The organism is Filimonas lacunae (assembly GCF_002355595.1).
GTDB lineage: Bacteria > Bacteroidota > Bacteroidia > Chitinophagales > Chitinophagaceae > Filimonas > Filimonas lacunae.
Genome location: NZ_AP017422.1, coordinates 2,358,477 through 2,384,313 on the forward strand (window position 1 = coordinate 2,358,477; position 25,837 = coordinate 2,384,313).

8 protein-coding genes are annotated in these 25,837 nt (G+C 45.4%); 6 read left to right on the plus strand and 2 right to left on the minus strand.

Going from position 1 to position 25,837, the window contains the following annotated elements:
• Positions 1–41: 41 nt before the first annotated feature.
• On the plus strand, positions 42–425 hold the full coding sequence (locus tag FLA_RS09365) for a hypothetical protein (RefSeq protein ID WP_076382768.1): 384 nt from the start codon (positions 42–44) through the stop codon (positions 423–425).
• A 36-nt stretch (positions 426–461) separates the two neighbouring features.
• Here the strand turns inward: FLA_RS09365 and FLA_RS09370 are convergent, their stop codons facing one another.
• Both FLA_RS09370 and FLA_RS09375 read right to left on the minus strand, forming a co-directional pair.
• Positions 462–1,310, minus strand: a complete 849-nt coding sequence (locus FLA_RS09370; RefSeq protein ID WP_076382767.1) for a DUF1311 domain-containing protein — start codon at positions 1,308–1,310, stop codon at positions 462–464.
• A 28-nt stretch (positions 1,311–1,338) separates the two neighbouring features.
• Positions 1,339–2,610 (minus strand): serine hydrolase domain-containing protein, encoded by a 1,272-nt coding sequence (locus FLA_RS09375; protein WP_159445203.1) that lies wholly within the window; start codon positions 2,608–2,610, stop codon positions 1,339–1,341.
• A 417-nt stretch (positions 2,611–3,027) separates the two neighbouring features.
• Between FLA_RS09375 and FLA_RS09380 the strand changes: the two genes are divergently transcribed.
• Genes FLA_RS09380 through FLA_RS09400 form a run of 5 tightly spaced genes read left to right on the plus strand, consistent with a single transcriptional unit; the run spans position 3,028 to position 25,822 of the window.
• On the plus strand, positions 3,028–12,825 hold the full coding sequence (locus FLA_RS09380; protein ID WP_084206567.1) for a non-ribosomal peptide synthetase: 9,798 nt from the start codon (positions 3,028–3,030) through the stop codon (positions 12,823–12,825).
• A gap of 30 nt (positions 12,826–12,855) precedes the next feature.
• Complete coding sequence (locus FLA_RS09385; protein ID WP_076382764.1) at positions 12,856–14,259, plus strand: aspartate aminotransferase family protein; 1,404 nt, start codon at positions 12,856–12,858, stop codon at positions 14,257–14,259.
• 11 nt (positions 14,260–14,270) lie between these two features.
• Positions 14,271–15,281, plus strand: coding sequence for a 2,3-diaminopropionate biosynthesis protein SbnA (gene sbnA / locus FLA_RS09390; RefSeq protein ID WP_076382763.1), 1,011 nt, complete (start codon positions 14,271–14,273; stop codon positions 15,279–15,281).
• A 12-nt stretch (positions 15,282–15,293) separates the two neighbouring features.
• Positions 15,294–16,262 carry a 2,3-diaminopropionate biosynthesis protein SbnB gene (locus tag FLA_RS09395; RefSeq protein ID WP_076382762.1) on the plus strand — a complete coding sequence of 323 codons (969 nt, stop codon included), beginning with the start codon at positions 15,294–15,296 and terminating at the stop codon, positions 16,260–16,262.
• A 26-nt stretch (positions 16,263–16,288) separates the two neighbouring features.
• Positions 16,289–25,822: a non-ribosomal peptide synthetase gene (locus FLA_RS09400; protein WP_076382761.1), complete on the plus strand. Its 9,534-nt coding sequence runs from the start codon at positions 16,289–16,291 to the stop codon at positions 25,820–25,822.
• Positions 25,823–25,837 lie beyond the last annotated feature (15 nt).

Sequence of the window (25,837 nt, forward strand, 5' to 3'; positions counted from 1 at the left end):
ATTGTAGCAGAATGGTTATATTGGATAACAAAATTCTAACGATGAAACAGCGTGAGCAAATGATTTGCCATTATATCAAGGCATACAATCATTTTGACATCTCAGCTATGCTTGCCGATCTTGATCCATCTATTTCTTTTCAAAACATATCAGACGGCAAAGTTGACATGTCTTTGGAAGGTGTAACGGCCTTTAAGGAACAGGCCGAGAAAGCTGCCACTTTTTTTAAAAGCAGGCAGCAGAAAATCACCTCCTTTATGCATTTTGAATCGTACACCGATGTAGAAGTTGCCTACAGTGCGGTATTAGCGGTTGATTTGCCTAATGGATTACGAAAAGGGGATGCCCTGCACTGTGCCGGTAAATCGGTATTCCATTTCGGAAAAGATAAAATTGTTGCTATTGAAGATATCAGCTATTGTTGATGGAAAGATGGGAGGGCTATGATGGTGAATGTATCATCATAGCCTGTCTTTCAGCATTTCGCGGTTGGTAGGTGTGCGGGAAGATGTTTTGCGGTAAAAGCCAAACAGCGGCAATGCCTGTCCAAAAGCACAATCCAGGTTTTTATTTTCCGTTTCTTCCTTTACATAAACACCCTGGCGGCTAAAAGAGAATCCTATTTTACAAACGCCTCCATTTACGTAATACTGGTAAGTGGCTTTGTTGTTTCTGATAGTAAGCGTATCTATCAGCATGCCATCATATTCTTCCGAAACATTCATACGGGCAAACAGGCGAAACCAGCCTTTTTCAGCATCCGCCATCTTTACCTTCATATCTGCCTTCAACAAATAAACCTGGTCGTCATCGGTTACCTGGTCATCAAAACTGTATGCGCCGTTAAAAGATACCTGGTAACGTTCGGGCGAATAGTCTGTGCTTTGTGCCGTTGCCAGTTTTCGTATGCGCTGGTTTACAAAGTCAATGTTATCTGCAAAGATCCTGGCTGCTTCATCTGGCCGGTTCTTATTATAACTACTATACGATTTTTTGAAAAAACTATTGCGTTGCACCAGCCAGTCTTGCCTTTCATCTTCCAGGTTTACTTTTTGTGTGCTGTCACTGGTGGTAAGCAGGCTTTTGTAATAAGTTTCTAACAGGCTGTCTGTTTGCTGGTACCATTGTTTGTAGCAAGCCGTTTTGTTGGCAGCCTTGGCTATGCAGGCCTTGCATTGCGCGCGAAAGACATCGGTTAGAGATGCCTGCTTCTGGTTGTTTGGGGATGTTTGAGATTTTACACTGATGCAGACCGTAGTAAAGAAAAGTAATAGAAATGTACGAAGCCGGGTAAGCACAGTTGTATTCATGTTTATTATTTAGAGTAAAGCTTATGCGTTAATAGGTGACTGACGTATTAACATGTGTCTTCTGACTTACATGTAACCTTTCGCCAAACTGCCCCAAAGTACGCCATATTTTTTCAAAATCTTTCAACACCTGCTCATTATAACCAGATACACTCTGGACTTCTGTGTTGGTAATAAACAGCATACCAAAGCCTTTATTAGGATTGAAGAAGAAAAAAGATGTTACGCCGCCATCGCTACCGGTATGCCCAAGGATACCGTTTTTCTTAAAGATATAAAATACGCCAATATTGGGTTCGTCCGGTGCTATGTATTTAGGTGTGTTCTTTTCTGTAAATGCCGGTTGCATTAATGTAGTAAAAGAGGTGGGTGTTAAAATGTTTGAGTTGCCATAATAGCCGGCAATATTTTCTTTCATAAACAAAGACAGCTCATGGCCGGATGTAATAAGACCTCCTGCGGGGTAACATATGGAGCCGTATTTTGGATAATTCATTTTGTCGATCGTGTATAAAGTGGCTAACTGGTTAGAGTCGGCTTCTGCTGCTGACCAGCATGACTGTGTCATGTTCAGTGGTGTAAGAATATATTTTTTTGTATATGCTGCAAAACTATTCCCCGACTTATATTCCACGATATAGGCAGCCAGGTCGGAGGCTATATTGGAATAGTCAAACACTTTTCCGGGAGTAGCTTTCAGAAAATTGTCCTTTTGGTAATAAGTACCGTTGTTATTAAGGTAATTTTTAAGAAATATGCCCAGCGCAGAGTCTCCTGAAGGAGGCGTGCTGCCATAGCCATTGGCCTTCATAAATGCATACAGTGGATTGTTTACAGGTTCTGGAGGAAAAACATAATAGGTTTTCTTAAATATTTCTTTATTGTCTGCAATACCGGATGTATGCGTTAGCAGATGGTGTAAGCGGATAGGATATTTGGGTGAATAGGGATTGGTTATTCTAAAAGGAAGCAGGCTATTGATGTCGCTGTCTAAAGAAAGCAGGTGTTGGTCTACTGCTTTCATAACAGACATACCTATAAATAGTTTGCTTACCGAGGCTATAGGCTGTAAGGTGTGCGTGGTGTAAGGCTTTTGGCTTGCTATATCTGCATAACCAAATGCATGCTCATATAATATAGAGTCTTTGTTTACGATCGCCACTGTAAAGCCTGCGAATACCGATTGCTTGTATTCTTGTTCCAGCTGAGTGGTAAGAGAGTCCTGTGGTGATTGGCCGTAGTTGAGGTTATGAATAAGAAGAAGCACAATGGTGGTAAAAAGGTATATATGTTTTCTCATGCCTGAATCTGTTCTAATCATAGATTGCGTTATATTGCCATATAAAGTAATGGTATTTTATCTGGAAAAAAACTTTTTTAAAATAAAGAAAATAGTTTGTAGTTAATTAATAATTTATATCTTTAGAACCGTAATTGAAAAACCTAGACTGAATTAATAAGAAACGCCAGAAAGGAAAAACATCTTTTTAGCTATACCTGATTCCTATTATTAGCCATGATCTCTACTGCTGATTAATTTACACGATTAATAACCTATAACTCTAAACCATGTTCTATGTGTAACATTGATAGATATTGTTGTTAAAGACAAAGCTCCTCGCCATTCCAGGTTAGTTGTACCTGTTTTTTAAAGAAAAACTTTCTTTTAGTTCGTTGTTAGCGCTTAGCATAAGCACTACCGCACAATTATGTATATATGATATTGCACACGTCCGGTTTACACGGGGCTAAGGATATGCTTTGCCTGCCCGATATACTCCTGTACCCTAAACAAAAAGATAACGGAATATATTTTATAGTTAATGGAAACGAATATTCTTTCGTGTCCTATGCTCATCTGCTTCATAAAGCATTGGTGTTGTTGAACGGTTTTTACCATGCCGGTGTTGTGGCCGGTGATGAAATGATATTAGTGGAAGAGGATAGCGAAGGATTGCTTGTTGCTTTCTGGGCCTGTATCCTGGGAAAAATAGTGCCTGTGCCGGTGTCTGCCGGTGTTAAAGATGGACATAAGCTGAAACTGTATAGTATATGGAATGAATTGCGCAGGCCTTATATATATACCCGGCAGGCATACCTGGATAAATGGGTGCTGTATGCTGCGGAAAATGGTTTGGAATTCAGGCATTATAAACCAGAACACCGTTTTTATCATTCACAGGATGAGTGTGTGTTAGCACCTGTTAACATAGCAGATCTGCCAGAGGTATCGCCTTCCGACCTGGCGTTTATACAATATTCATCGGGTTCTACAGGTACGCCTAAAGGAGTAATGTTATCCCATGCTAACCTCATCTGTAACCTCAGCGATATTACAGAACGTACACAGATTAAGCAACAGGATGAAGTGCTTAGCTGGATTCCTTTAACGCACGATCTGGGCATGATCGCTTTTCATCTCAGTTCTTCTTATGCAGGTTGTAATCAATATATTATGCCTACAGCCTTGTTTATCAGAAGGCCTTTGCTTTGGATGGAACTGGCTGATAAGTTTAAAGCCACTATTTCTTACTCTCCTAATTTCGGATACCAGTACTTCCTGGATGCATTGAGCCGGAGTGATCAGTTTAACTGGAACCTGGCTTCGCTTCGCACTATTGTAAACGGGGCCGAGCCTATTCTGGCCGACGTGTGCCGGAGGTTTACGTACACGCTGGCTGTATATGGTTTGCCTGAACATGTAATAAGTCCTTCGTATGGCCTGGCAGAGGCATCTGTAGGCGTTTCAGGATACCTGCCTGGTGTGCCGCTAAAAGAATACTTTATACCGCGTCCTGCTTTGCAACGGTACCGTTCGCTGGGTGAGTTAAGAACCACTGCGCAGCCGGGCGATGTAAGCTTTATATGTGTGGGCACAGGCTCGGAACAATGTCATTTCCGTATTTGCGGCGAGCAGGATGAAGTGTTGCCACCGGCTACTATAGGGCATGTTCAGATAAAAGGAGGGAATGTAACCTCGGGCTATTACAATAGCAGTTTGAATGCAGACCTTTTTACGGAGGATGGCTGGTTAAGAACGGGGGATCTGGGTTTTGTAAATGAGTGGTATGAGCTGGTAATTACCGGCAGGGAAAAGAATATGATCATTTTACAGGGACAGAATTATTATAGCCATGATATTGAAAAGCTGTTGTTTGGTATTGATGATATTTCTCTGGGTAAAGTGGTAGCCTGTGCTGATGCGGGAAAGGGAAATGAAAAAGAACTTTTTATTGTATTTGTATTGTATAAAAAACCTCTCAGCAAATTTGTAGAGGTGATAAAGGCTATCAATGCCCGCCTGACCGAACAGCTGGGGCTGGCACCGGACATGATTATCCCGGTAAAGGAAATTCCTAAAACTACCAGTGGGAAGGTGCAGCATCATGAGCTGATAGATGGGTACAGGCGAGGTTACTTTGCGGACGAGCTGGCCGAATTGGGCACGCTGTACGATACGCGCAGCCGTTTAACAGAATTGTGGAAATCCGTTTTCAGGAATGAAGAGGTAGCGCCGTCTGTTGATTTTTTTGCGGCTGGCGGTAATAGTATGCTGGCTATACAACTGCTTTCGCAGATAGCGATACATTTTAACAGGCATATTACTGTGAAGCAGTTATTCGAAAATGCGTCTGTAGACAAACTGGAAAAATTACTGCTGCAGCCTGATGAGGGTGGATGGATGTCTAAAATTCCGGCAGCAACAGTGCGGCCATATTATCCTTTGTCGCATCAGCAGCTGAGGGTATGGACAATGGAGCAGGTAGCGGGCACAGGAACCATGCATCATATTTATAAAGCGTTCCGTTTTAATACTGTTTTGTTGAATACGCACTGGCTACAGGAGGCTGTACACAGGCTTGTTAAGCGGCATGAAGTGTTGCGAACCCTTATCGGGGAATGGGATGGCGAACCCGGGCAAACAGTATTGCCGGCAGAGAAGCTGCGTTTCTTTTTCCGGCATGCTGTGGAGGAGGGTAGAATGGAAGCGGAGGTATTATCCACTATTCGGGCTCCTTTTAACCTGGAAGAGGAGTCTGCATTTGCTGTTCATCTGTTTGTGGATAACAACGGAAATGGGGTATTGCTGTTTCTGATGCATCACATTATTGGTGATGGATGGTCGGCACAGGTGATACTAAGTGATTTGCAGCATATTTATAACGCCCTGGCCTCTGATAGTGAAGATCAGTTGCCTTTATTGAAGCTTCACTATAAAGATTATGCCAGCTGGCAACGTAATGCGGTACAGGAACAAATGTATGCGCAGCAACAGCAGTTATTCTGGCAGCAACAGTTACAGCAGCTGCCCCCACGGCTTCAGCTGCCTTCTTTACCTGTGGGGAAAGAGCAGGTGGGGTATGCTGGCAGGTCGGTGAAGCATGTTTTACCGGCATCACTGGCGCATCAAATTATACAAGTGGCGGGGCAGCAGCAGGTAAGCGTGTTTACAGTATTGCTGGCTATTACAAAAGTGCTTTTTTATAAATATTCCGGGCTGGATGATATTCTTGTAGGAACAACTGTGTCCGGGCGCAATAATGCCGAACTGCAGCACCAGGTAGGTTTGTATATTAATACTGTGCCTTTGCGCACCAGGCTGCAGGTGATGGAGGGCTTTCTGCCATTGCTTCACAGCTTGAGAGACACATTAACCGGTATTCTTGACCACCAGGAATATCCGTTTGATATGATTCTGGAAGCATTACAGGAACAAGCGGGCGCGAATGTGCAACAACCCTTGTTTGACGTATTGGTAGAGTTTCAGGCTTTTGATCACGAAGCAGCCGAAGTAGTGTTGCACAACGCTACGTTAAGTCCCTGGGAAATTCATAACGGCACGGCTTTAGCACATCTGGATATGGAGTTTGTACAGTCTGGTGATGTTTTGTTCATACGCTGCGGGTATAATACTGCCGTTTATAGCGAGGAGCATATTGCCAGGATGCTGGCTGCATTTGAGCAGTTAGCCGGTGGTTTACTAAATGCTCCTGCTAATTCCTTGTCCTCTTTCTCTGTTATGACTAAAGCTGACCATTTGTGGCTGGAAGAGATGAACAACAGTGCTAAGTCTTTTCCATTGCACCAACCGGCAGATTTGCTGCTGGAAGCGGTGGTTCGGCAATATGCAGATAAAACGGCTCTTGTATCAGGCGGCCGTACTGTATCTTACCGTCAGCTGGACAATACAGCTACCATACTTTGTGATCTTTTAACCACTATAGGGCAGGTGGCAGGCTACCAGGTAACGGGTATATTGATGGACAGATCTGTGGAGTTGGTAGCGGCTATTTATGGCGGCTGGAAGGCAGGATGGGCCTATGTGCCCCTGCATCCGGATTTACCTGGAGAAAGGATGGATTTTATGGTGCAGGATGCTGCTGTTAGCGTGCTGGTTACAGAAGGAAAGTATCTGTACCTGGCAGAGGAAATGGTGAAGCGTGGAGTGGTAAAGCATGTGATTGTTTCCTATACGCCCGGTGTTTTTAGCTGGCATACAACAGTGCCTGCTACTGTAATGGTAACCCGTGCTGCATTACCGGCAAACAGGAGAGAAGAGCTTGCTTACATTATTTATACTTCCGGCTCTACAGGAAAGCCTAAGGGCGCTATGGTAGAGCAGCAGGGAATGGTGAATCACCTGTTTGCCAAAATAGATTTACTGGGGCTGAATGACAACAGTGTTGTTGCGCAGAATGCTTCGCAAAGCTTTGATATTTCGGTATGGCAGTTTTTTGCTGCCCTGCTGGTGGGCGGTACGGTGGTTGTTTACGATCAGGAAGTAATACTGGATGTGCCTGCTTTCATTAGCCGGCTTGAGCAAGACAAGGTGACGGTGCTGGAAGTGGTGCCGAGTTATTTGTCTGTGATGCTGGATGAAATGGAGTTACAGCCTGGTCAGTCTTACTTGTGCCGGTTATTATGGTTGGTGGTAACGGGTGAAACCGTTAAACAGCGATTGCTTGCCAGATGGTTTTTGCTATTCCGGGTGCCTGTGGTAAATGCATACGGGCCAACGGAGGTTTCTGATGATATTACGCATTTTGTGATGCACCAGGCCCCTGAACAATTAATTGTACCTATAGGTCGTGTGGTGCCTAACCTGAAAATATATATAGTAGATGCCGGAGGTGGGTTATGTCCCCGGGGCGTTAGTGGTGAAATATGGGTTTCCGGCGTAGGTGTGGGGAAAGGGTATATAAACAATCCAGTCAAAACACAGGATGTATTTATTGTTGATCCTTTTTGCGGTCAGCCGGATGTTCGGCTGTATAAAACAGGAGATATCGGAAGGTACTTACCGGATGGAAATATTGAGTTTTTAGGCAGAATAGATCAGCAGGTAAAAATACGGGGTAATAGAATTGAACTGGAAGAAATTGAAGCTCACCTGGTGCAGTTTCCGGATGTAAAAGAAGCGGCAGTACTGGTGAAGGAGAATGGAGGAGAGCAGGCGCTTGCTGCATTTATTACATGGGCTGGCGCAACTGCAGCCGATATTCCTGCTATCAGGGGATGGCTTAGCCGTATACTTCCGGAGTATATGATTCCGGAACAATGGCTGGTGCTGGAACATCTTCCGCTGAATGCGAATGGTAAAACCGACAGGCAGCAACTGGCTGCGCTTACTCCTGCCGGCATTACTAACGGGCAGGTAATTGCTCCGCAAACTGCTACTGAAAAAGTTTTGGCAGATATATGGAAGCAGTTACTGCAAAAAGAGACGGTTGGGGTAAATAGTCATTTCTTTTTAACAGGCGGTCAGTCGCTGAAAGCCACGCAGCTGGTTTCACAGGTTTACAGATTGCTAAAAACGAAAATATCCGTAAAAAATGTATTTGAATATCCTGAACTGGGTAGTCTTGCTGCTTATATTGATAGAACAGAGCATCAGCAATTTGTTCCCATTCATCCGGTAGTTAAAAATGAAGCGGGTTATTATCCGGCTTCCAATGCACAAAGAAGATTGTGGCTGATAGACCAGATGGAAGACGAACTGGTAGCTTATAATTCTTATGCTGCTTTTGAATTAAACGGCAACCTGAATATACCCGCATTGCGTAATGCGATAGAACAGGTGGTGGATAAATATGAAATACTACGAACCACTTTTGAAGTGGCAGATGGTGTGCTGATGCAGCGGGTGCATGGTTCCGGTGATTTGCCTGTACAACTGGAAGTAGTGGATGGCACAAATGGAACTTATAACCGGGAAACCATCACGGCATTGTTGCAAAAGCGTGCATATGCTGCTATGGATTTGCAGAATGGCCCGCTATTTCAGGCAACGGTGTATTTGCTGCCTGACGATACCAGCTATTTCTTTTGTGTGATGCATCATATCATTTGCGATGGCTGGTCTAATAACCTGCTTATCCGGGAAGTGTTCCGGAATTACCACGCCTTTGGCCAGCAGCCGGAGAAGCAGCATAACAGCACCGTATTACCTGTTCAATACAAAGATTTCGCTTTCTGGCAGCAACAGCAGTTGGTTTCAGATGAGTATGCGGCACATAAACAATACTGGCAGCAGGTATTTGAAGAAGAAGTTCCTGTGCTGGCAATGCCTTACAGCAAAGAGAGGCCTGCTGTTAAAACGTATAAGGGGCAAACGATACGACATTGCTTTTCTGCGCAAAAACTGGCCTTGTTAAACAGGCTGGCTCAAAAAGCAGACGCCAGCTTGTTTATGGTGTTGAATGCATTGGTAAATGTGTTGCTGTATAAGTATACAGGGCAGCGGGATATTGTGATAGGCACTGTTACTTCCGGTAGAAATCATCCGGACCTGGATGAGCAGATTGGCTATTTTCTGGACACGGTTTGTTTGAGAAATACCATTGAGCCTGAAAAGAACCTGGTGCAATGGCTGCAGGTAGTGAAGCAACGTACGCTGGAGGCATTTGACCACCAGGCATACCCATTTGATTTGCTGGTGAACGATTTGCATGTACAACGTGAAATGAGCCGGAACCCGCTGTTTGATATCGCTATTGTACTGCAGAATTTTGATGAAGATGAAAGTTCGCTTTTTAAAGGGCAGCTGAGCGAGTTACAGGTAAATACACTGCCGCTGGTAGTAGAGCATAGCCTTTTTGATATAGAACTGGAATTTGCCGAACAGGAGGGGGCTTTATGGCTTTATCTGAACTATAACACAAACCTGTTTGAAGAACGCCGGATGCAAAACCTGGCCGGGCATATAGACCTGTTGCTGGAGCAACTGGAGCGCGATCCGGAAATGCCTGTAGGGAAGTTATCGTTGCTGACCGAGGCAGAACAGCAGGCTTATCATCAGCGGTTTACAGTAGAAGCGTATCCGCTGGAGCAAACTTATTTCCATTGTATGGAAAGGTTTGCGGTAGAAACGCCGGATAAAACCGCTGTTGTATACAACGACCGGAAGCTTAGTTACGGCTCGCTGAATGCTTTGGTGAACCAGCTGGCCAGGGTACTGAACAGGCGTGCTGCCTTACGTTCTGAAGAGCTGGTAGGTGTTTTTATGCGTCGCAGTGAAATAATGGCCGCTGCTATTCTGGCCATATGGAAGTCGGGTGCAGCATATGTACCGCTGGAAAGAAAACTTCCCGATAACCGCATCATCAGCATATTAGAAGAGGCGGGTGTAAAGCATGTGGTAGCGGAAAGGGAATGTGTTACGGAGACTATTGCAGAAGCCATGAAAGATATATGTGTGTTTCACTACATAGATGAATTGTTAGAAGAAGCCAAGGTTGAACCAACGGATAATTACGTCGTGCCTATGGAGGTGGATGCGCTGGCCTTTGTACTGTTTACTTCGGGTTCTACCGGTAAGCCTAAGGGGGCCATGCTGGAGCACGCCGGTAAAATGAACCATGCTTACAATAGTGTGGAGGTTTTTAATATGAATGCGGATATGAAATTGATACAGAGTGCTTCGCATGGATTTGACATATCTGTATGGCAGTTTTTTAATGCATTCACTGCCGGAGGAACTACCGTCATTTATGAAGATGCACTGGTGAATGATCCAGAAGCCTTCCTTACAAGGTTGTTGCACGATAAGGCCACTCATTTGCTGCTGGTGCCTTCTTACCTGGCTTTATTGCTGGATATAATAGAAGCCGATCCTGCCCGGTATCCGCTTTCCTTGCAGTTTTTGGATAGTTGTGGAGAGATACTAAAGCCTTCGCTGGTGAAAAGATGGTTTGCATTATTTCCTCATATTCCTATTGTAAATGATTACGGGCCTACGGAGGTATCGGATACTGTTACTTTTTACACTTTATATTCTGCTGAAGGTTTGAAGGAGAAAGTTCCTGTGGGTTACACGTTGCACAACATGTGCAGCTATGTTACCGATGAAAACATGAACCTGGTTCCGGATGGTATTGCAGGTGAGTTGTGCCTGGCAGGAGTAGGTGTGGGGCGTGGGTATTTGAAAGATACTGAAAAAACTGCCGTGTCTTTTATGACAGATCCTTTTACAAACAGGCCGCAACGTTTATATAAATCGGGCGACCGTGCCATTTTTAACGAAAAAGGAATATTGGAATTAGGTGGCAGGAAAGATCACCAGGTAAAAGTAAATGGGCACCGCATTGAATTGGGCGAGATAGAAGCACGTATTACCCAGCTATCTTCTGTGAAAGGAGCTGTGGTGCTGGATAAAGAAGACGAAGCTGGTAAAAAATACCTGGCTGCTTATGTGGTGCCGCAGGAAATGTCTGAAGTTTCTTACAGTGAAATTAAAGAAGCTATTGCACGTGAGCTGCCTGGCTATATGGTGCCACACCGGTATCATTTTATGGAAGCGATCCCTGTTACGGTGAACGGGAAAGCCGATAGGCGTGCGTTGGGGGCTATTGCGCTGCAGCAGCAAGAAGCAGGAGAGGCAGAAGCGCCTGCTACACGCGAGCAGGAAGTGCTGGCTACTGCCTGGCAACAGGTTTTTCAAAAGCCGGTAGTGCATTTGAATGAAAATTTTTACCAGGCTGGTGGTGATTCTATTACTGCCATACAACTGGCTTCTCATATTTCCCGACAAGGATACAAGGCAGAAATAAGAGATATTATGCGCTATCCTTCTATTAAAGAACTGGCTCCTTACCTGCGGCCTGTAACACAGTTGGCCTGGCAGGAACCGGTTATTGGGCAGGTTCCGCTAACCTCTGTTCAGAAAGATTTTTTTGCTTCGGATAAGGCTAATAAAAATCATTATCATCAGTCTGCATTGTTATACGCTGCTGCCGGGCTAAAACCCGCTGCTATTGCTGCGGTGTGGCATAAGTTGCAGGAGTGGCATGATGCGCTTCGTATCACCTTTACTTTGAAAGACGGGGAGGTAACTCAATATAACCGCCCTGAAACGGAGTGGGCATCTGTAGAATGGTTTGAGGTGTCTGCAGAAACAGAAGTAATGGCTTTTATGGAAGAGAAAGCGTTGGAACTGGCTGCTGCTATCCGGTTAACAGAAGGCTCTTTGGCCAGGGTGGCTGTTTTTAATACTGCCCAAGGTGCCTATTTGCTGTTGATTATCCATCACCTGGTAATTGATGGTGTTTCGTGGAGGATACTGCTGGAAGATGTAACTGTTTTATACGAACAGGCGTTGAAAGAAGAGCCTCTGGTGCTTCCTGCTAAAACAGATGGGTTTAAACGATGGAGCGAGCAGCTACAGGTATACGCTTCGGGAGAAGTGCTGGCTGCGGAAACGGAGTACTGGAAAAAGGTGTATGCAGGTATCTGCGAACTTACTTTGGATTATGAGAACGCGCAGCCTGGCAGCATTAACAGCCTGCGGCATTACAGGGTGGCGTTAACGGAAGAAGATACACGCTTGTTGTTAACAGTGGCTCCCCAGGCTTTTAATACAGATATGAACGATTTGTTGTTAGCTGCATTAACGCTTGCTACGCAACAACAGTTTGCTGTTGGCGCCGTAAGTGTAATGCTGGAGAGCCATGGCAGGGCAGAGTTAGAGCCAGGTTTGTCTGTAGACAGAACCCTGGGATGGTTTACCAGTGTTTACCCCGTAGTGTTATCGGTAGATGTGAATCAGGATACGGGCAGACAGATACGTATTGTGAAAGAACTGTTGCACCAGGTGCCCCATAAAGGAATTGGATATGGGCTGTTAAAGCATTTGCCTGATGGTGAACTGAAAGAGCGGGTACGTCCTTCTATTCTGTTCAACTACCTGGGACAAACAGACGAAGCTACTGCCGGCAATGCTTTTGAGTGGCTGGGGCATATGCCGGGCTGCGAAGAGGATGTCGATAATCAGGGCGAATACCCTGTAGAAATAACCGGTATCGTAAACAAGGGACGATTATCGCTAACTGCATTTTACTACCCGTCTATGTTTACCGATGCTACTCTCCAACAATGGATGAATGCTTATGTGTTGTATCTGCAACAACTCATCCATTACTGTGCTGCACAATCGGGCACCCGGCTTACGCCCAGTGATTTTGCCTACACCAGCCTTTCGCTGGAAGAATTAGAAGATTTGAATAACCTCTTAAGCTGATACTGAAAAAAATACCAAAGCTCAAAACATATGCATAAATTTTCGCATTTTCACTTATGTGAACACCCTCTGATTGTCAGTGATGAAATCCCGGGTGTCCAATCCCGCCGTTTGCTGGACCTGCAAACGAAGCTGGAAGGCAGTATCGTTTCTTATCCACGAAATATTCCTATAGCTATTAAAAGGGCTAAAGGTGCCATTATAGAAGATGTAGATGGCAACTATTATCTTGATTTTTTTGCTGGTGCCGGTGTAGTTAACCTCGGACATTGTAATGAAGAAGTATTGGCCTATGCTGAAAAGCAACAGAAAGAGCTGATTCATGCACTGGATTTTCCTACTGAAAATAAACTGAATGCTATTCAGAAGATACTGGCGCATTTGCCGGTGACGTTGCGCGATGAGTATAAAGTTAGTTTTGTAGGGCCCACCGGATCGGATGCTATTGAAGCGGCTATTAAGCTGGCTAAAATTAAAACACGCCGCGATACAGTTATTGCTTTTTCAGGCGGCTATCATGGCATGAGCGCTACTGCACTGGCATTAACCTCCGATACGGGATTCAGGCAGGGAATATCTTCCCTGGTGCCCAATATTCATTTTGTTCCTTATCCCTACTGTTACCGCTGTGTGTTTAAGAAAAATCCGGATAACTGTGCTTTGGATTGCCTGGGCTATTTGAAAATGGTGCTGGAAGACGGGCATTCAGGTATTCCTAAACCAGCTGCTATTATCCTGGAGCCTGTACAGGGCGAAGGGGGTAACATAAAACCGAAAGCGGGTTACCTGGAAGCTTTAGTGGAACTGGCGCATAAGCATGATGTGCTGGTGATTTTTGACGAAGTACAGTCGGGCTTTTTCCGTTCCGGAGAGTTTTTATCTTTTATGCATGGTAAGGCCATCCCGGATATCATTACCGTATCCAAAGGCCTGGGGGGCGTGGGGTTTCCGGTAGCCGGCATTATTTATAAACGTGACATCGAAGCCTGGGGGCCTGCTGCGCATATTGGCACTTTCCGGGGCAACCAGGTAAGCCTGGCAGCAGCGAACGGCGCTTTTGACTTTGTAGATAAATACGATTTGAACGAGCATACACAGGCGATGAGCAAACTGTTATTTGCAGGGCTTGATAAACTCAAAGCTGTTTCCCCGCTTATTGGGGAGGTGCGTGGAGAGGGACTTATGATAGGAATTGAATTTGTGAAGAGCAGGGAGAGCCGTGAGCCGGATGCCAGATCGGTAAAAGAGTTTAGAAAGAACTGTTTACATAGAGGGTTAATATTTGAAGTGGGAGGCCATTTCAATAATGTGGTAAGATTGGTGCCTCCTTTAATTATCACGCCTGCTATCATTGCTGCTGCTTTAGAAATTATGGAAGATTCGCTGGCGGCTATGAAAAACAACTTAACCGAAATTTTACTTCATCATCAATAATATAGATTCCTATGTTAGACGCGTTATTACACCTGGAGCCTTTGATTGGGAATACTCCCGTTAAATCTCTCCGCTTCGATTGCCGCCTTTCTATTAAACTGGAGCATGTTAACTATAGCGGAAGTATTAAAGACAGGGCTGCTTACAGCATTCTGCTGAATGCTATCAAAAGAAATGAAATTAATAAAGATACCTTGATTGTAGAGTCCAGTTCCGGCAATTTTGCCATTGCGCTGGCCATGATTTGCAAGCAGATAGGGCTGAAATTTATCCCGGTTATTGATCCGAATATTAATCAGGAAAATGAAACAGTGCTTCGCATGCTGGTAGAGGAAGTGATAAAGGTGGATAAGCCGGATCATACCAATGGTTACCTGCTTACCCGTATTGAAGCGGTGCAGGAATTGCGCAGGAAGCATCCTAACAGTTTCTGGACTAATCAGTATGAAAATCCCGATAACTACCTGGGTTATTATAATACCATGGGCCTTGAAATATGTAATCAATTTTCGCAGCTGGATTATGTGTTTATAGCAGTAAGCTCCTGTGGCACCATCACGGGTATTTCTAAAAGACTGAAAGAGCATTTCCCCCATATTAAAGTGGTAGCGGTAGATGTGGAAGGGTCGTTACTGTTTTCTGAAAAACCACGTAAACGATTTGTATCGGGCATTGGAGCCAGTAAAAAATCGGCATTGGTATCTATTGCCAGTATTGATGATGTGGTGCATGTAACGCATGGGGAAATTATTATAGGATGCCGGGCTTTGTTGTCTGAACAAGGCATATTAAGTGGTGCGTCTACCGGCGCAGTATACCAGGCTATAAAAAAATATGCTTTACTGCATGGGATAGAGCCGGAAGCGCAGGTATTATTTTTCTCTACCGATAAAGGTAATTCGTATCTGAGCAATGTATATAACGAAGCCTGGGTGCAAAATGTACTTTATCATACCACAGAACAAGTGCCGGTAGTGCTTTCCGAAACACCACTGGTACTAAACGGAACCTCTTTATCCTAATTATGTATTTATATGCTTTATCTGAACACAAGTGATATTCAACAATTGCCGTTGCAGTGGTCTGAAGTGGTAAGCTGTATTGAAAGTGCGGTGCAAACGATGCCTGCTACTGATTACGCCCAGCCTGTGAAGCCTTATCTGCGGTATAATAATTTAACCAACCGCATTATTGCCATGCCTGCTTATGTAGGTGGAAATATCGGCTTTTCTGGAATTAAATGGATAGCCAGTTTTCCGGATAATACCAGGCAGGGTATTCCCAGGGCGCATTCGGTAACTGTATTGAATGAAGCGGATACAGGTATTCCCTGTTGCATTATCAATAGTGCGGTTACCAGTGGCATACGCACTGCAGGTGTATCTGCTTTTGTATTGTCTAAATTTCTGACATACAGACAGCGCAGCGGTTTAATTGCAGGTATTACGGGTTTTGGACCTATTGGGCAATTGCATTTGAAAATGCTGCTTTCGTTATTTGGTAACAACATCAGTGCGGTGCGCATTTTTGATCTGAAGCCTATAGAGGAAGCATTGCTGAAAGAGTGGCCTGATGGCAAGGTTACCCAGGTATCTTCCTGGGAAGAAGCATATATGGATGCCGATGTTTTTATTACCTGTACGGTTTCCAGCAACCGGTATATTAATAAGCCGCCTAAAAAAGGATCGGTTCATCTGAACGTGTCATTGCGCGATTATGAGCCGGATTTTGTGCACCACGCAGATATGATTATTGTAGATGACTGGGAGGAAGTGTGCCGGGAAAACACGGATATAGAAAAAATGCACCAGGATAAACAATTGCAGAAACAGGATACGGTAAACCTGGGTGCATTGCTCAATAATTCAGTATGGAGTAGGCTTTCCGATGATGCAGTGGTGATGTTTAACCCTATGGGTATGGCCATATTTGATGTGGCTGTGGCTTCTTATTATTATCGCCGGTCTATAGCAGAAAGTGCGGGAACTCTGCTTAATTATTAGTTATTGTTAAATCAGCGGCCTGAGTCATGAATACGAAAGAAAACATCCAACAGATCTATCCTCTTACTCCTATGCAGGAGGCTATGTTGTTTCATACTATATTCGAATTATCCAGCGATTACTTCTGCCAGACAGCTTATAGAAGTAGAGCGCCATTGAATGTGAAAGTGCTGGAAAGAAGCCTTGATTTTCTTGCCGGAAGGCATGAAATACTGCGTACTGCTTTTGTATATCAGCAGGCAGACAGGCCTTTGCAGATAGTATTAAAGCAGCGTAAGCTGGGTTTTGATATTATTGATTACACACATTTGCCGGCCGATGCAAGGGAGCAGGCGGTTGCCGATTTTAAGCTGGCGGATGTGGAAAAAGGTTTTGACCTGGTAAAACAACCGTTGTTTCGCCTATCGCTGATTCAGCTGGCCGATGATGAGTATGAATTTGTATGGAGCTTTCATCATATTATTATGGATGGCTGGTGTTTGTCTATGCTTATCCAGGAATGGAAGCAGGCATATTATGGATATCTGCGCCATGAAGAAGTGGCGCTGCCAGCGCCGGTGCCCTATAGCCGTTACCTTCAGTGGCTGGGTAGCCAGGATCAGCGTGCTTCGCTGGATTACTGGCAGCAATACCTGGAAGGGTATGACACAGTAGCCCTTGTGCCCCCTGTACCGGTGAGTGATAAGCAACAGTTGCGAACCGTTACCAGGAGTGTGCGTGCCACTTTTGATGAAGAAACAGTACAGCGGATAAACCAGCTGGTGCAACGGGAGCATATTACTATGAACGCTTTTTTTCAAAGCGTATGGGGTATTTTGCTGGCACGCTATAACCAGGTTAGGGATGTGGTGTTTGGGAATGTGGTGGCCGGAAGGCCTGTAGAAGTGCCTGGTGTTGAAACCATATTGGGGCTGTTTATTAATACCATACCTCAGCGTATCCGCTTTGATGATACTACTACTTTCCGGGAACTGGTAAAACAGCTGCATGAGCATTTTACCCATCATCTTTCGCATCAATATTGCTCGTTGCCCGAAATACAATCGAGATCGGCATTGGGAAAAGAGTTGCTGCATCATGTTTTTGTATTTGAAAATTATCCGCAACGAAACTCTATACACGATACTTCAGAGCAAGACTACCTGCATGCAGATAATGCTACTACTATAGATATTACCAGCTATGAACTGGATGTAGAGGTGGAAGTGGGAGAGCAGGTGGTCATGCAGATTAACTATCGCACGCGCTCTTATACAGATGCGTATATGCAAAGTCTTTTAAACCGGTTCTGTTACCTGGTAAAGCAGGTGTTGCAGAATGCTGATGTATTGGTAGAAGCACTGGATATTATGGATGGTAAGGAATTGGAGATGCTTACCACTGTGTTTAACCAGGGGCGTGTGCCTATGGAGAATCACTGGCCTGTGGCTGCTTACTTTGAAAAGCAGGTGCCTTTATATGAAGCTGCTACAGCGATTATGTATCAGGACAAGAACATCTCTTACGGCTACCTCAACAAGGCTGCTAATTATATCGCCTCTGTATTGCAATCTTTACCAGTTATAAAAGGAGAACTGGTAGGCGTATATATGCCTCGTACGCCTGAACTGGTATATTGCCTGATGGCGATATTGAAAGCAGGTGGTGTGTATGTACCGCTTGATAACCAGCATCTGCCTGTTCGTGTAGCCAGGTTGATCCATAATAATAAAATAAGAGTATTGATCACCACAGAGGCATTGCTGGAAACCCTTTCGGCCAATGCTGGTGAATACACATTGCCAGAGGCAGTGGTTTGTACTGAAAAATGGCAGCTGGCAGAAGATGCTGTAGAGGCAGCTATCTATGAGCCGCCGGTAATAGGCATGGATGATCCTGCCTATGTGCTGTTTACTTCCGGCTCTACCGGTGAGCCTAAAGGTGCTATTACCTTGCATAAAGGTGCCATGAACCATATACTGGCCGAACTGGACGCTATGGATCTGCCGGCAGGGTTCCGGTTTTTGCAGAGTGCAGGAGTGGCATCAGACATTTCTGTGTGGCAAATGCTGGCCCCTTTAATGAAAGGCGGTGTGGTGGTAATGATAGATAAAGAAGATTTACTTGATTATGAAACTACCTTGTTGCTGCTGGAAAAACAGCAGGTGCACCTGGTTGAATGGGTTCCTTCTTACACAGCCGGCCTGCTGGAATATATAGAGTTGCATCCACATTGGAAAAACCGTTTAGCCCATTTAAAATGGGTAATGATGACAGGAGAAGAATTACCTGTAGTACTGGTAAACCGTTGGATGGCTGCATTTCCTGCCTGTAAAATGCTCAATGCTTACGGGCCGTGTGAAGCTTCTGACGATATAGCGCAATATGTGATCAGTGAGCCTTTACATCACACCACCCGCGTGCCTGTGGGCAAGCCGGTGGCCAATATGAATATTTTCATCCTTGATAAAAAAGAAAGGCTGCTGCCTATGGGAGTACCGGGCGAGTTATGTGTGAGTGGTGATGGCGTAGGTGGTGGTTACTGGAATGATGTTGTAAAAACGGCTGCCAGTTTTAAGCCGAATCGTTTTCCTGGTTTATTAGGAGATGTGTATTATAAAACCGGTGACCTTGCCCGTTTCCTGCCGGATGGAAACCTGGAATTTTTAGGACGTATTGACCTGCAGGTGAAAATAAGAGGGCAACGTGTAGAACTGGAAGAAATAGAAAACTGTTTTCGCAATCATTCCGATATCGCGGATGCTGTGGTAGTGCTGCAGCCGGTGCAGCAGGAAAAACTACCTGTGGTTTACCTGATTGCAAGGCAAGGGGTAGCAACCGATACCGCACTGCTCGAAGAGAGCCTGCGTACATATGCCAGAGCCCACCTCGAAGCTTTTATGCGCCCGGTGGCGTATGTGTTCATGAAGGCTTACCCGGTTAACCTGAGTGATAAAGTGGATAGAAAGGCATTGCCTGTGCCGGATTTGGATAAAAGCAGCAAAGGGTTGATAGCCCCTGCTAATGAAACGGAATGTCAACTGCTGGAGATATGGCAAAAAGTATTGGGTAAAACAACTATCAGCACTAAGGATAGTTTCTTTGATATAGGAGGGCACTCGCTGAGTGCTACCCGGCTGGTGATACAGGTGAACAAACGGTTGCAGGCTGGTATTACGCTGAAAGCTGTGTTTACTTATCCTACTATACAGGAACAGGCTGTTCTGATTCAGAAAGGTACTGTAAAGGAAGAGGAGATTCCTGTGCTGGCTGTGGCGCCGCATTATCCATTGTCTCATGCGCAACGCAGCATGTGGCTGGCTTGTCAGTTGGCAGAGGAAGGTACTCATTATAACATGCCTGCTGCCTTCCGTTTCAAAGGGGTGATACAGGCGGCTCTATTCATAAAGGCAATGGAAGCGCTGCTGCAAAGGCATGAAGTATTACGAACTGCTTTTGGAGTAGTGGATGGCGAAATAGTACAATATATTCAGGAGGTAGCTGCAGCGCAGGTGATTAGCTATGTGGATTTACAACAGCAGGCAAGCGCAGAAGAACGTGCAGACGAATTGATACAGAAACTGGTTCTGACTGTTTTTGACCTGGAAAAGCCGCCTTTATTAAAAGCGTTGCTGATACAAACTGCTCCACAACGCTGGGTGTTTGGTTTTGTTATTCATCATATTATTTCAGATGGATGGTCGTGCGACATCCTGATGGGCGATCTGCTGATGTTGTACCGGCATCTTTCGGGCAAACCCATATCTGTACTTCCGGAGCTGGCCATCCAGTATAAAGATTATGCTTCCTGGCATCGTATAAAAATGCAGGAAAAGGCAATGGATGCACACCGCGCCTATTGGATGCGAACGTTTGAAAAAGGCGTTCCCGTGCTGGAGTTGCCGCTTGACTTTCCCAGGAAAGCAGATAGGACACAAGAAGGAGCTTCGTTTTCCTTTGTGATAGAAGATGGGTTATTGCAAAAGGCTAAAGTCCTATGCAGGCAGGAGGGAACAAGTATGTTCATGCTGGTTATAGCAGTGATCAAAACCCTGCTTCATAAATATACCCACCAGGAACAAGTGGTAGTAGGTACACCGGCTTCGGGCAGAGAGCATGCAGCATTGGAAAACCAGGTGGGGTTTTATGTAAACATGCTGGCCTTGTCTTCTGTAGTAAAAGCAGAGGGTAGTTTTCGGGAGTTTTTACAACAGGTGAAATCTACCGCGCTTCAGGCATATGAACATCAGTCGTATCCTTTTGACCTGCTGGTGGATGATCTGGCCGTTAAAAGGGAAGCAGGCCGTATGCCGCTGTTTGATGTGGCAGTGGTGATGCAGGATACAGAGCAGAATGCACCGCAGGCGTTGGATGAGTGGCAGGCTGAGGCTATTACATTCGCCAGCCTGGGCAGTAAGTTTGACTTATTATTTGATTTTGAAGAAAAGGGGGGGGCACTGCACCTGAATATAGAATACTGTACAGGCTTGTTTGCAGCCAGCCGTATTCAGCGGATGGGAGCGCATTTGATTTACCTGTTGGAAGAGGTAGTTACCACACCCGGTAAGCTGGTTAAACAGCTGAATTATTTTTCAGAAGCAGAACGTGCTGCGTTATTGCAATATGCAGGTGATGATAGCCGGGTAGCTGAGAAGACTTCTATTCCCTTTTTATTAAAGGAAATGGTAACGGCCCATTACGATGCAACGGCGCTGAGCGATGGGGATAACTGGTATACCTATGGCGAGCTGTGGAAGTACACAGGCATTATTTCGGGTTATCTCAAAAATGTGTGCCATGTGGGTAGTGAGCAGCTGGTAGGCATAGTGATGAAGCGGGGAACCGGTTTTGTATTGTCTATGGTGGCTGCATTACGTGCAGGAGCGGCATACTTGCCGGTGGAAACGGACATGCCTGCCGAACGTATGCGCAACTTGTTGAAGGCAGGAAATGTGTCGGTGGTAATAATAGATGATAAAGCTACGGCAGAGACATTGGGCCATTCGTTTTATTGTGTGGATATCAAAGATGCGCTGGCAGGAGGATGGACGGCTGAAGTGATGGAGCTGAACAGCGCTGCATTAGCTTATGTGATGTTTACATCAGGCTCTACCGGCGAACCTAAGGGAGTAATGGTAGAACAGCGTAGCATTATTCGCCTGGTAAAAGAAACCAATTATATTTCGCTGGATCACCGTGACCGCATTTTACAAACGGGGGCGCTGTCTTTTGACGCGGCCACTTTTGAAATATGGGGCGCTTTGTTAAACGGGGGAAGCGTTTATATCACTGCGCTGGAAAACCTGCTGGATGCAGAAGCGCTGCAGGAAAGGATTGTACGCTATGGTATTACCTGTATGTGGTTTACCAGTAGCTGGTTTAATCAACTGGCCGACGAGCAGCCTGCTTTATTTGGCAGCTTACAACAAATTCTGGTAGGTGGTGAGCAGTTATCGATAGCGCACCTTAATAAGGTAAAAGTTCATTGCCCTGCATTACGTATCATTAATGGGTATGGTCCTACAGAGAATACTACTTTCTCTGTTTGCGGAGAGGTGTTGGCTACAGATATTGCATCGGCAACCATTCGCCTTGGCTATCCTGTAAGCAGAAGTCGTGTATATATAACAGATGCCTATGGGCAGCTGGTGGGTAAAGGTATTTATGGTGAATTGTGGCTGGGGGGTGAGGGCGTTAGCCGTGGTTATCTGAATGATGAGGCACGTAATGCTATTGCCTTTATTGCCGATCCGTTTGTGGCAGGTGGGCGTATATACCGTTCGGGTGATATTGGTTGCTGGGATGAAGATGGCCGTATCCTTTTCCGTGGCCGTAATGATAACCAGGTAAAGATTCGTGGTTACCGGGTGGAGCCTTCAGAAATTGCACGGGTGCTGGAACAGCAGGAGGGCGTGGCTGAGGCGGCTGTAGCGGTGCGTGTGAATGCGAAAGGGGATAAACAGCTGATTGCCTGGTATACCGGAAAGGAAAAAGATGCCACAGCGGTAAAAGCGCAGTTGCGTAACCTCCTGCCTGGTTATATGGTACCTTCTTTTGTTGGACATATAGCGCAGATGCCGCTTAACAGGAATGGGAAGCTGGATTTGGCTGCTTTAGCATCTATCCGGATAGAACCGGGCGAACAGGAGGTAACTGTTGCGCGTAGTGCGGAAGAAAGCCTGTTGAGTCATATCTGGAAAGAAGTGCTGGATAGGCAAGACGTGAGTGTAAGCGATCATTTTTTTGAGATAGGAGGTAATTCATTAACGGCGGTGAAGGTGGGCTATAAAATAAAAGAGCTTACCGGACGCAAAATAGAATTGAGCACCCTGTTCAGGTATCCTGAATTGCAGGCGCTGGCTGCTGTGCTGGCTGAAAGTATTGCCGGTAATGAATTGGATACGATTCCTGTGCGTAAAGAAGGGGTGGTGATTCCTTTGTCTTTTGCCCAGGAGCGTTTGTGGTTTATTGACAAGCTTCAGGGAAGCGTACAGTATCATATCCCTGCGGTATTTCGTTTGAAGGGTAACCTGGATATGGCGGCACTGGAACATGCTTTCCGGGAAATTACCCGCCGCCATGAAGTATTGAGAACAGTGATAACAGAAGAAGGAGGTGGAGGTGCACAGACTATACGTTCTGCTGATGACTGGCAAATAGAATCATTATTGACCCTGAAAGATGGGGAAGACCTGAATGCTGCTATTGAAGAGGTGATCAGCCGGCCATTTGTGCTGGCAGCGCACAGCCCTTTACGGGTGCAGCTTATCCGGTTGTCTGCTACGGAATACCTGCTGATAGTGGTAATGCACCACATTGCTGCCGATGGTTCTTCTGTGCCATTGCTGATTCGTGAATTGTATGAATTGTATATGGCGCGGTTGGAAGAGCGTGCGCCTGTATTGCCTGCACTACAAATTCAATATGCTGATTATGCCTGCTGGCAAAGAGCGGCTGAAAATACAAAGCAGCAAGCTGAAATAGCTTACTGGAGAAAACAACTGAAAGGCGTAGCTAACCTTGAAATGCCTACTGACTTTTTACGGCCAGCCCTGATGGGGGTGAATGGAGGGCGTGTGATCCTGGCGTTGCCGGCACAGGTAAATGAAAGGTTGCAACAGCTGGCTTTGCAACAAGGTGTTACTGTATATATGGTGCTGTTATCGGCATTTAACGTACTGCTGCACCGTTATAGTGGTCAGGAAGATATTTGCATAGGCACGCCCGTGGCGGGTCGCCATCATTCCGTGTTGGAACCGCTTGTAGGCTTCTTTGTGAATATGCTTGCTATACGAACTCCTGTTACCGGCAATGACTCCTTTGTGCAGCTATTGCAGCAGGTAAAGAGCACTACGCTGGAGGCTTTTGCACATCAATCGGTACCTTTTGAGCAGATTGTAGATGTACTGGACTTACCACGCGATATCAGCCGTCACACGGTATTCCAGGTCATGTTTGCTTTTATTGCTTCCGGTTCTGATCATTTGCAACAGTTGGGTGAAGTGACTATTACGGAAGAGACGATACCGCATAACACGGCTAAATTCGATATTAACTTTGAAATAGAACAAACCGATGGATTACAGGTAAGTGTTGAATATAATACAGATTTATATACAGCTGCCACTATGCAAAGAATGGCAGGTCATTACTGTAGTTTGCTGGAGGCTATCATTGCTACTCCGGAAAAAGCTGTGGCAGCCTTACCTTTTATGAGTGAGCAGGAAGTGAAAGAGGTAGTAGTGGAGTTTAACAACACGGATAAGAGGTATCCTGCGTATACTACCATTGTGGACCTGTTGAAAGAGCAGGTAATGAAAACACCGGAAGCTATTGCGGTAGAAGCAGATGCCGATACGTTAACCTATGCTGCACTGGATGCGCAATCGAACCAACTGGCTGCTTATATAGCGGGAAGGTTTTCTGGTAAGGCGCCTGTTATTGCCGTGTGCCTTGACCGGTCTGTTACATTAAGTATTGCCTTATGGGGCATATTGAAAGCAGGAGGGGCTTATGTGCCTATTGATCCGGAGTATCCTGCTGAAAGAATTTCCTATATACTGGAAGATACAGGAGCAGTGCTGCTGGTTACCACTACTGAATTGTGGAATACGGCAGGAGTGCCTGCTGTTTGCGATGTGCTGGATATGAGCAGTTTTGCGGGAGAGGCTGCGGGTGCTGTTGCTGTAAACGTTGCAGCTGATGCGCTGGCCTATATTATTTATACTTCCGGTTCTACCGGGAAGCCCAAAGGGGTGATGATTGAACATGGAAGCCTGTTGAACCGCCTGCTTTGGGCACAGGATTACTTTCAGTTATCCGTGCAGGACAGTGTGCTGCAAAAAACGACCTATTGCTTTGATGTATCAGTATGGGAATTATTCTGGCCTATGTTAACCGGCGCAAAGCTGGTGATGGCAAAGCCACAAGGACATAAAGATCCTTTTTATATCAGAGACCTGGTTACCACAGCTGGAATTACTACGTTACATTTTGTGCCGTCTATGCTTGAATTGTTCCTTGCTGTAGTAACAGCAGGCGATTGCCTGCCGCTGAAGCAGGTGTTATGCAGTGGCGAAGCCTTAAATGCTGAGCTGGTGGCATTGTGTAAAGAAAAACTGCCACATGTGGTGATACATAACTTATATGGGCCTACAGAAGCCGCTATTGACGTTAGTTGCTGGACGGTGCCTGCAGAAGGAGTGTCCGGTGCTGCTGTACCTATTGGTAAACCAGTAAGTAATACGCAGTTGTATATACTGGATAAGCAACTGCAGCCGGTGCCACCGGGGGTGCCGGGCGATTTGTGGATAGGAGGTGTGCAGCTGGCCAGGGGGTATTTAAACCTGCCGGAGTTAACGAAGGAAAGGTTTATTAACTGGTTATATGATGGCACTGCTATACGGTTATATCGCACCGGTGATATTGCCAAATGGTTGCCTGATGGTAATATCCTGTACCTGGGACGTTCAGACGACCAGATAAAAATAAGAGGCTTCCGGATAGAGCCAGGCGAGATAGAGAATGTGCTGCTGCAATTACCTGGTATTACACAGGCGAAAGTAACTGTGCTTTCTGCAAATGAAGGCGGGAAGCGACTGGCGGCATATGTTGCCGGAAGTGAGCCGGTACAGGCGAAGGAAATGAAGGCATTTCTGCAGTCCAGGCTACCTTATTATATGATTCCGGATTACTATGTTCAGTTAGATTCTATTCCGCTTACTGCCAGTGGAAAGGCGGATAAAAAAGCCTTGCCATTACCGGATGGAATGGAAATAACCAGGCAGCCTTATGTGGCTCCAGGAAATGAAACAGAAACAAAGCTGGCTGAAATATGGAGCGTGCTTTTAGGGAATGATAAGCCCGGGGTTCATGATAACTTTTTTGAGTTGGGCGGGCATTCGCTGCTGGTGATGCGGTTGGTAGCGCTGATACGGGAACAACTGGGATTGGAAGTTGCCATCAGGGCTGTATTTGAATATCCGGATATAGAAAGCCTGGCAAAGCTGATTGACTGGGAGAAAGAGCAACGGAACCTGGATACAGAAAGTACATTGTACGAAGAGATTGAAATACTTTAATTATTTGTTTGTAAG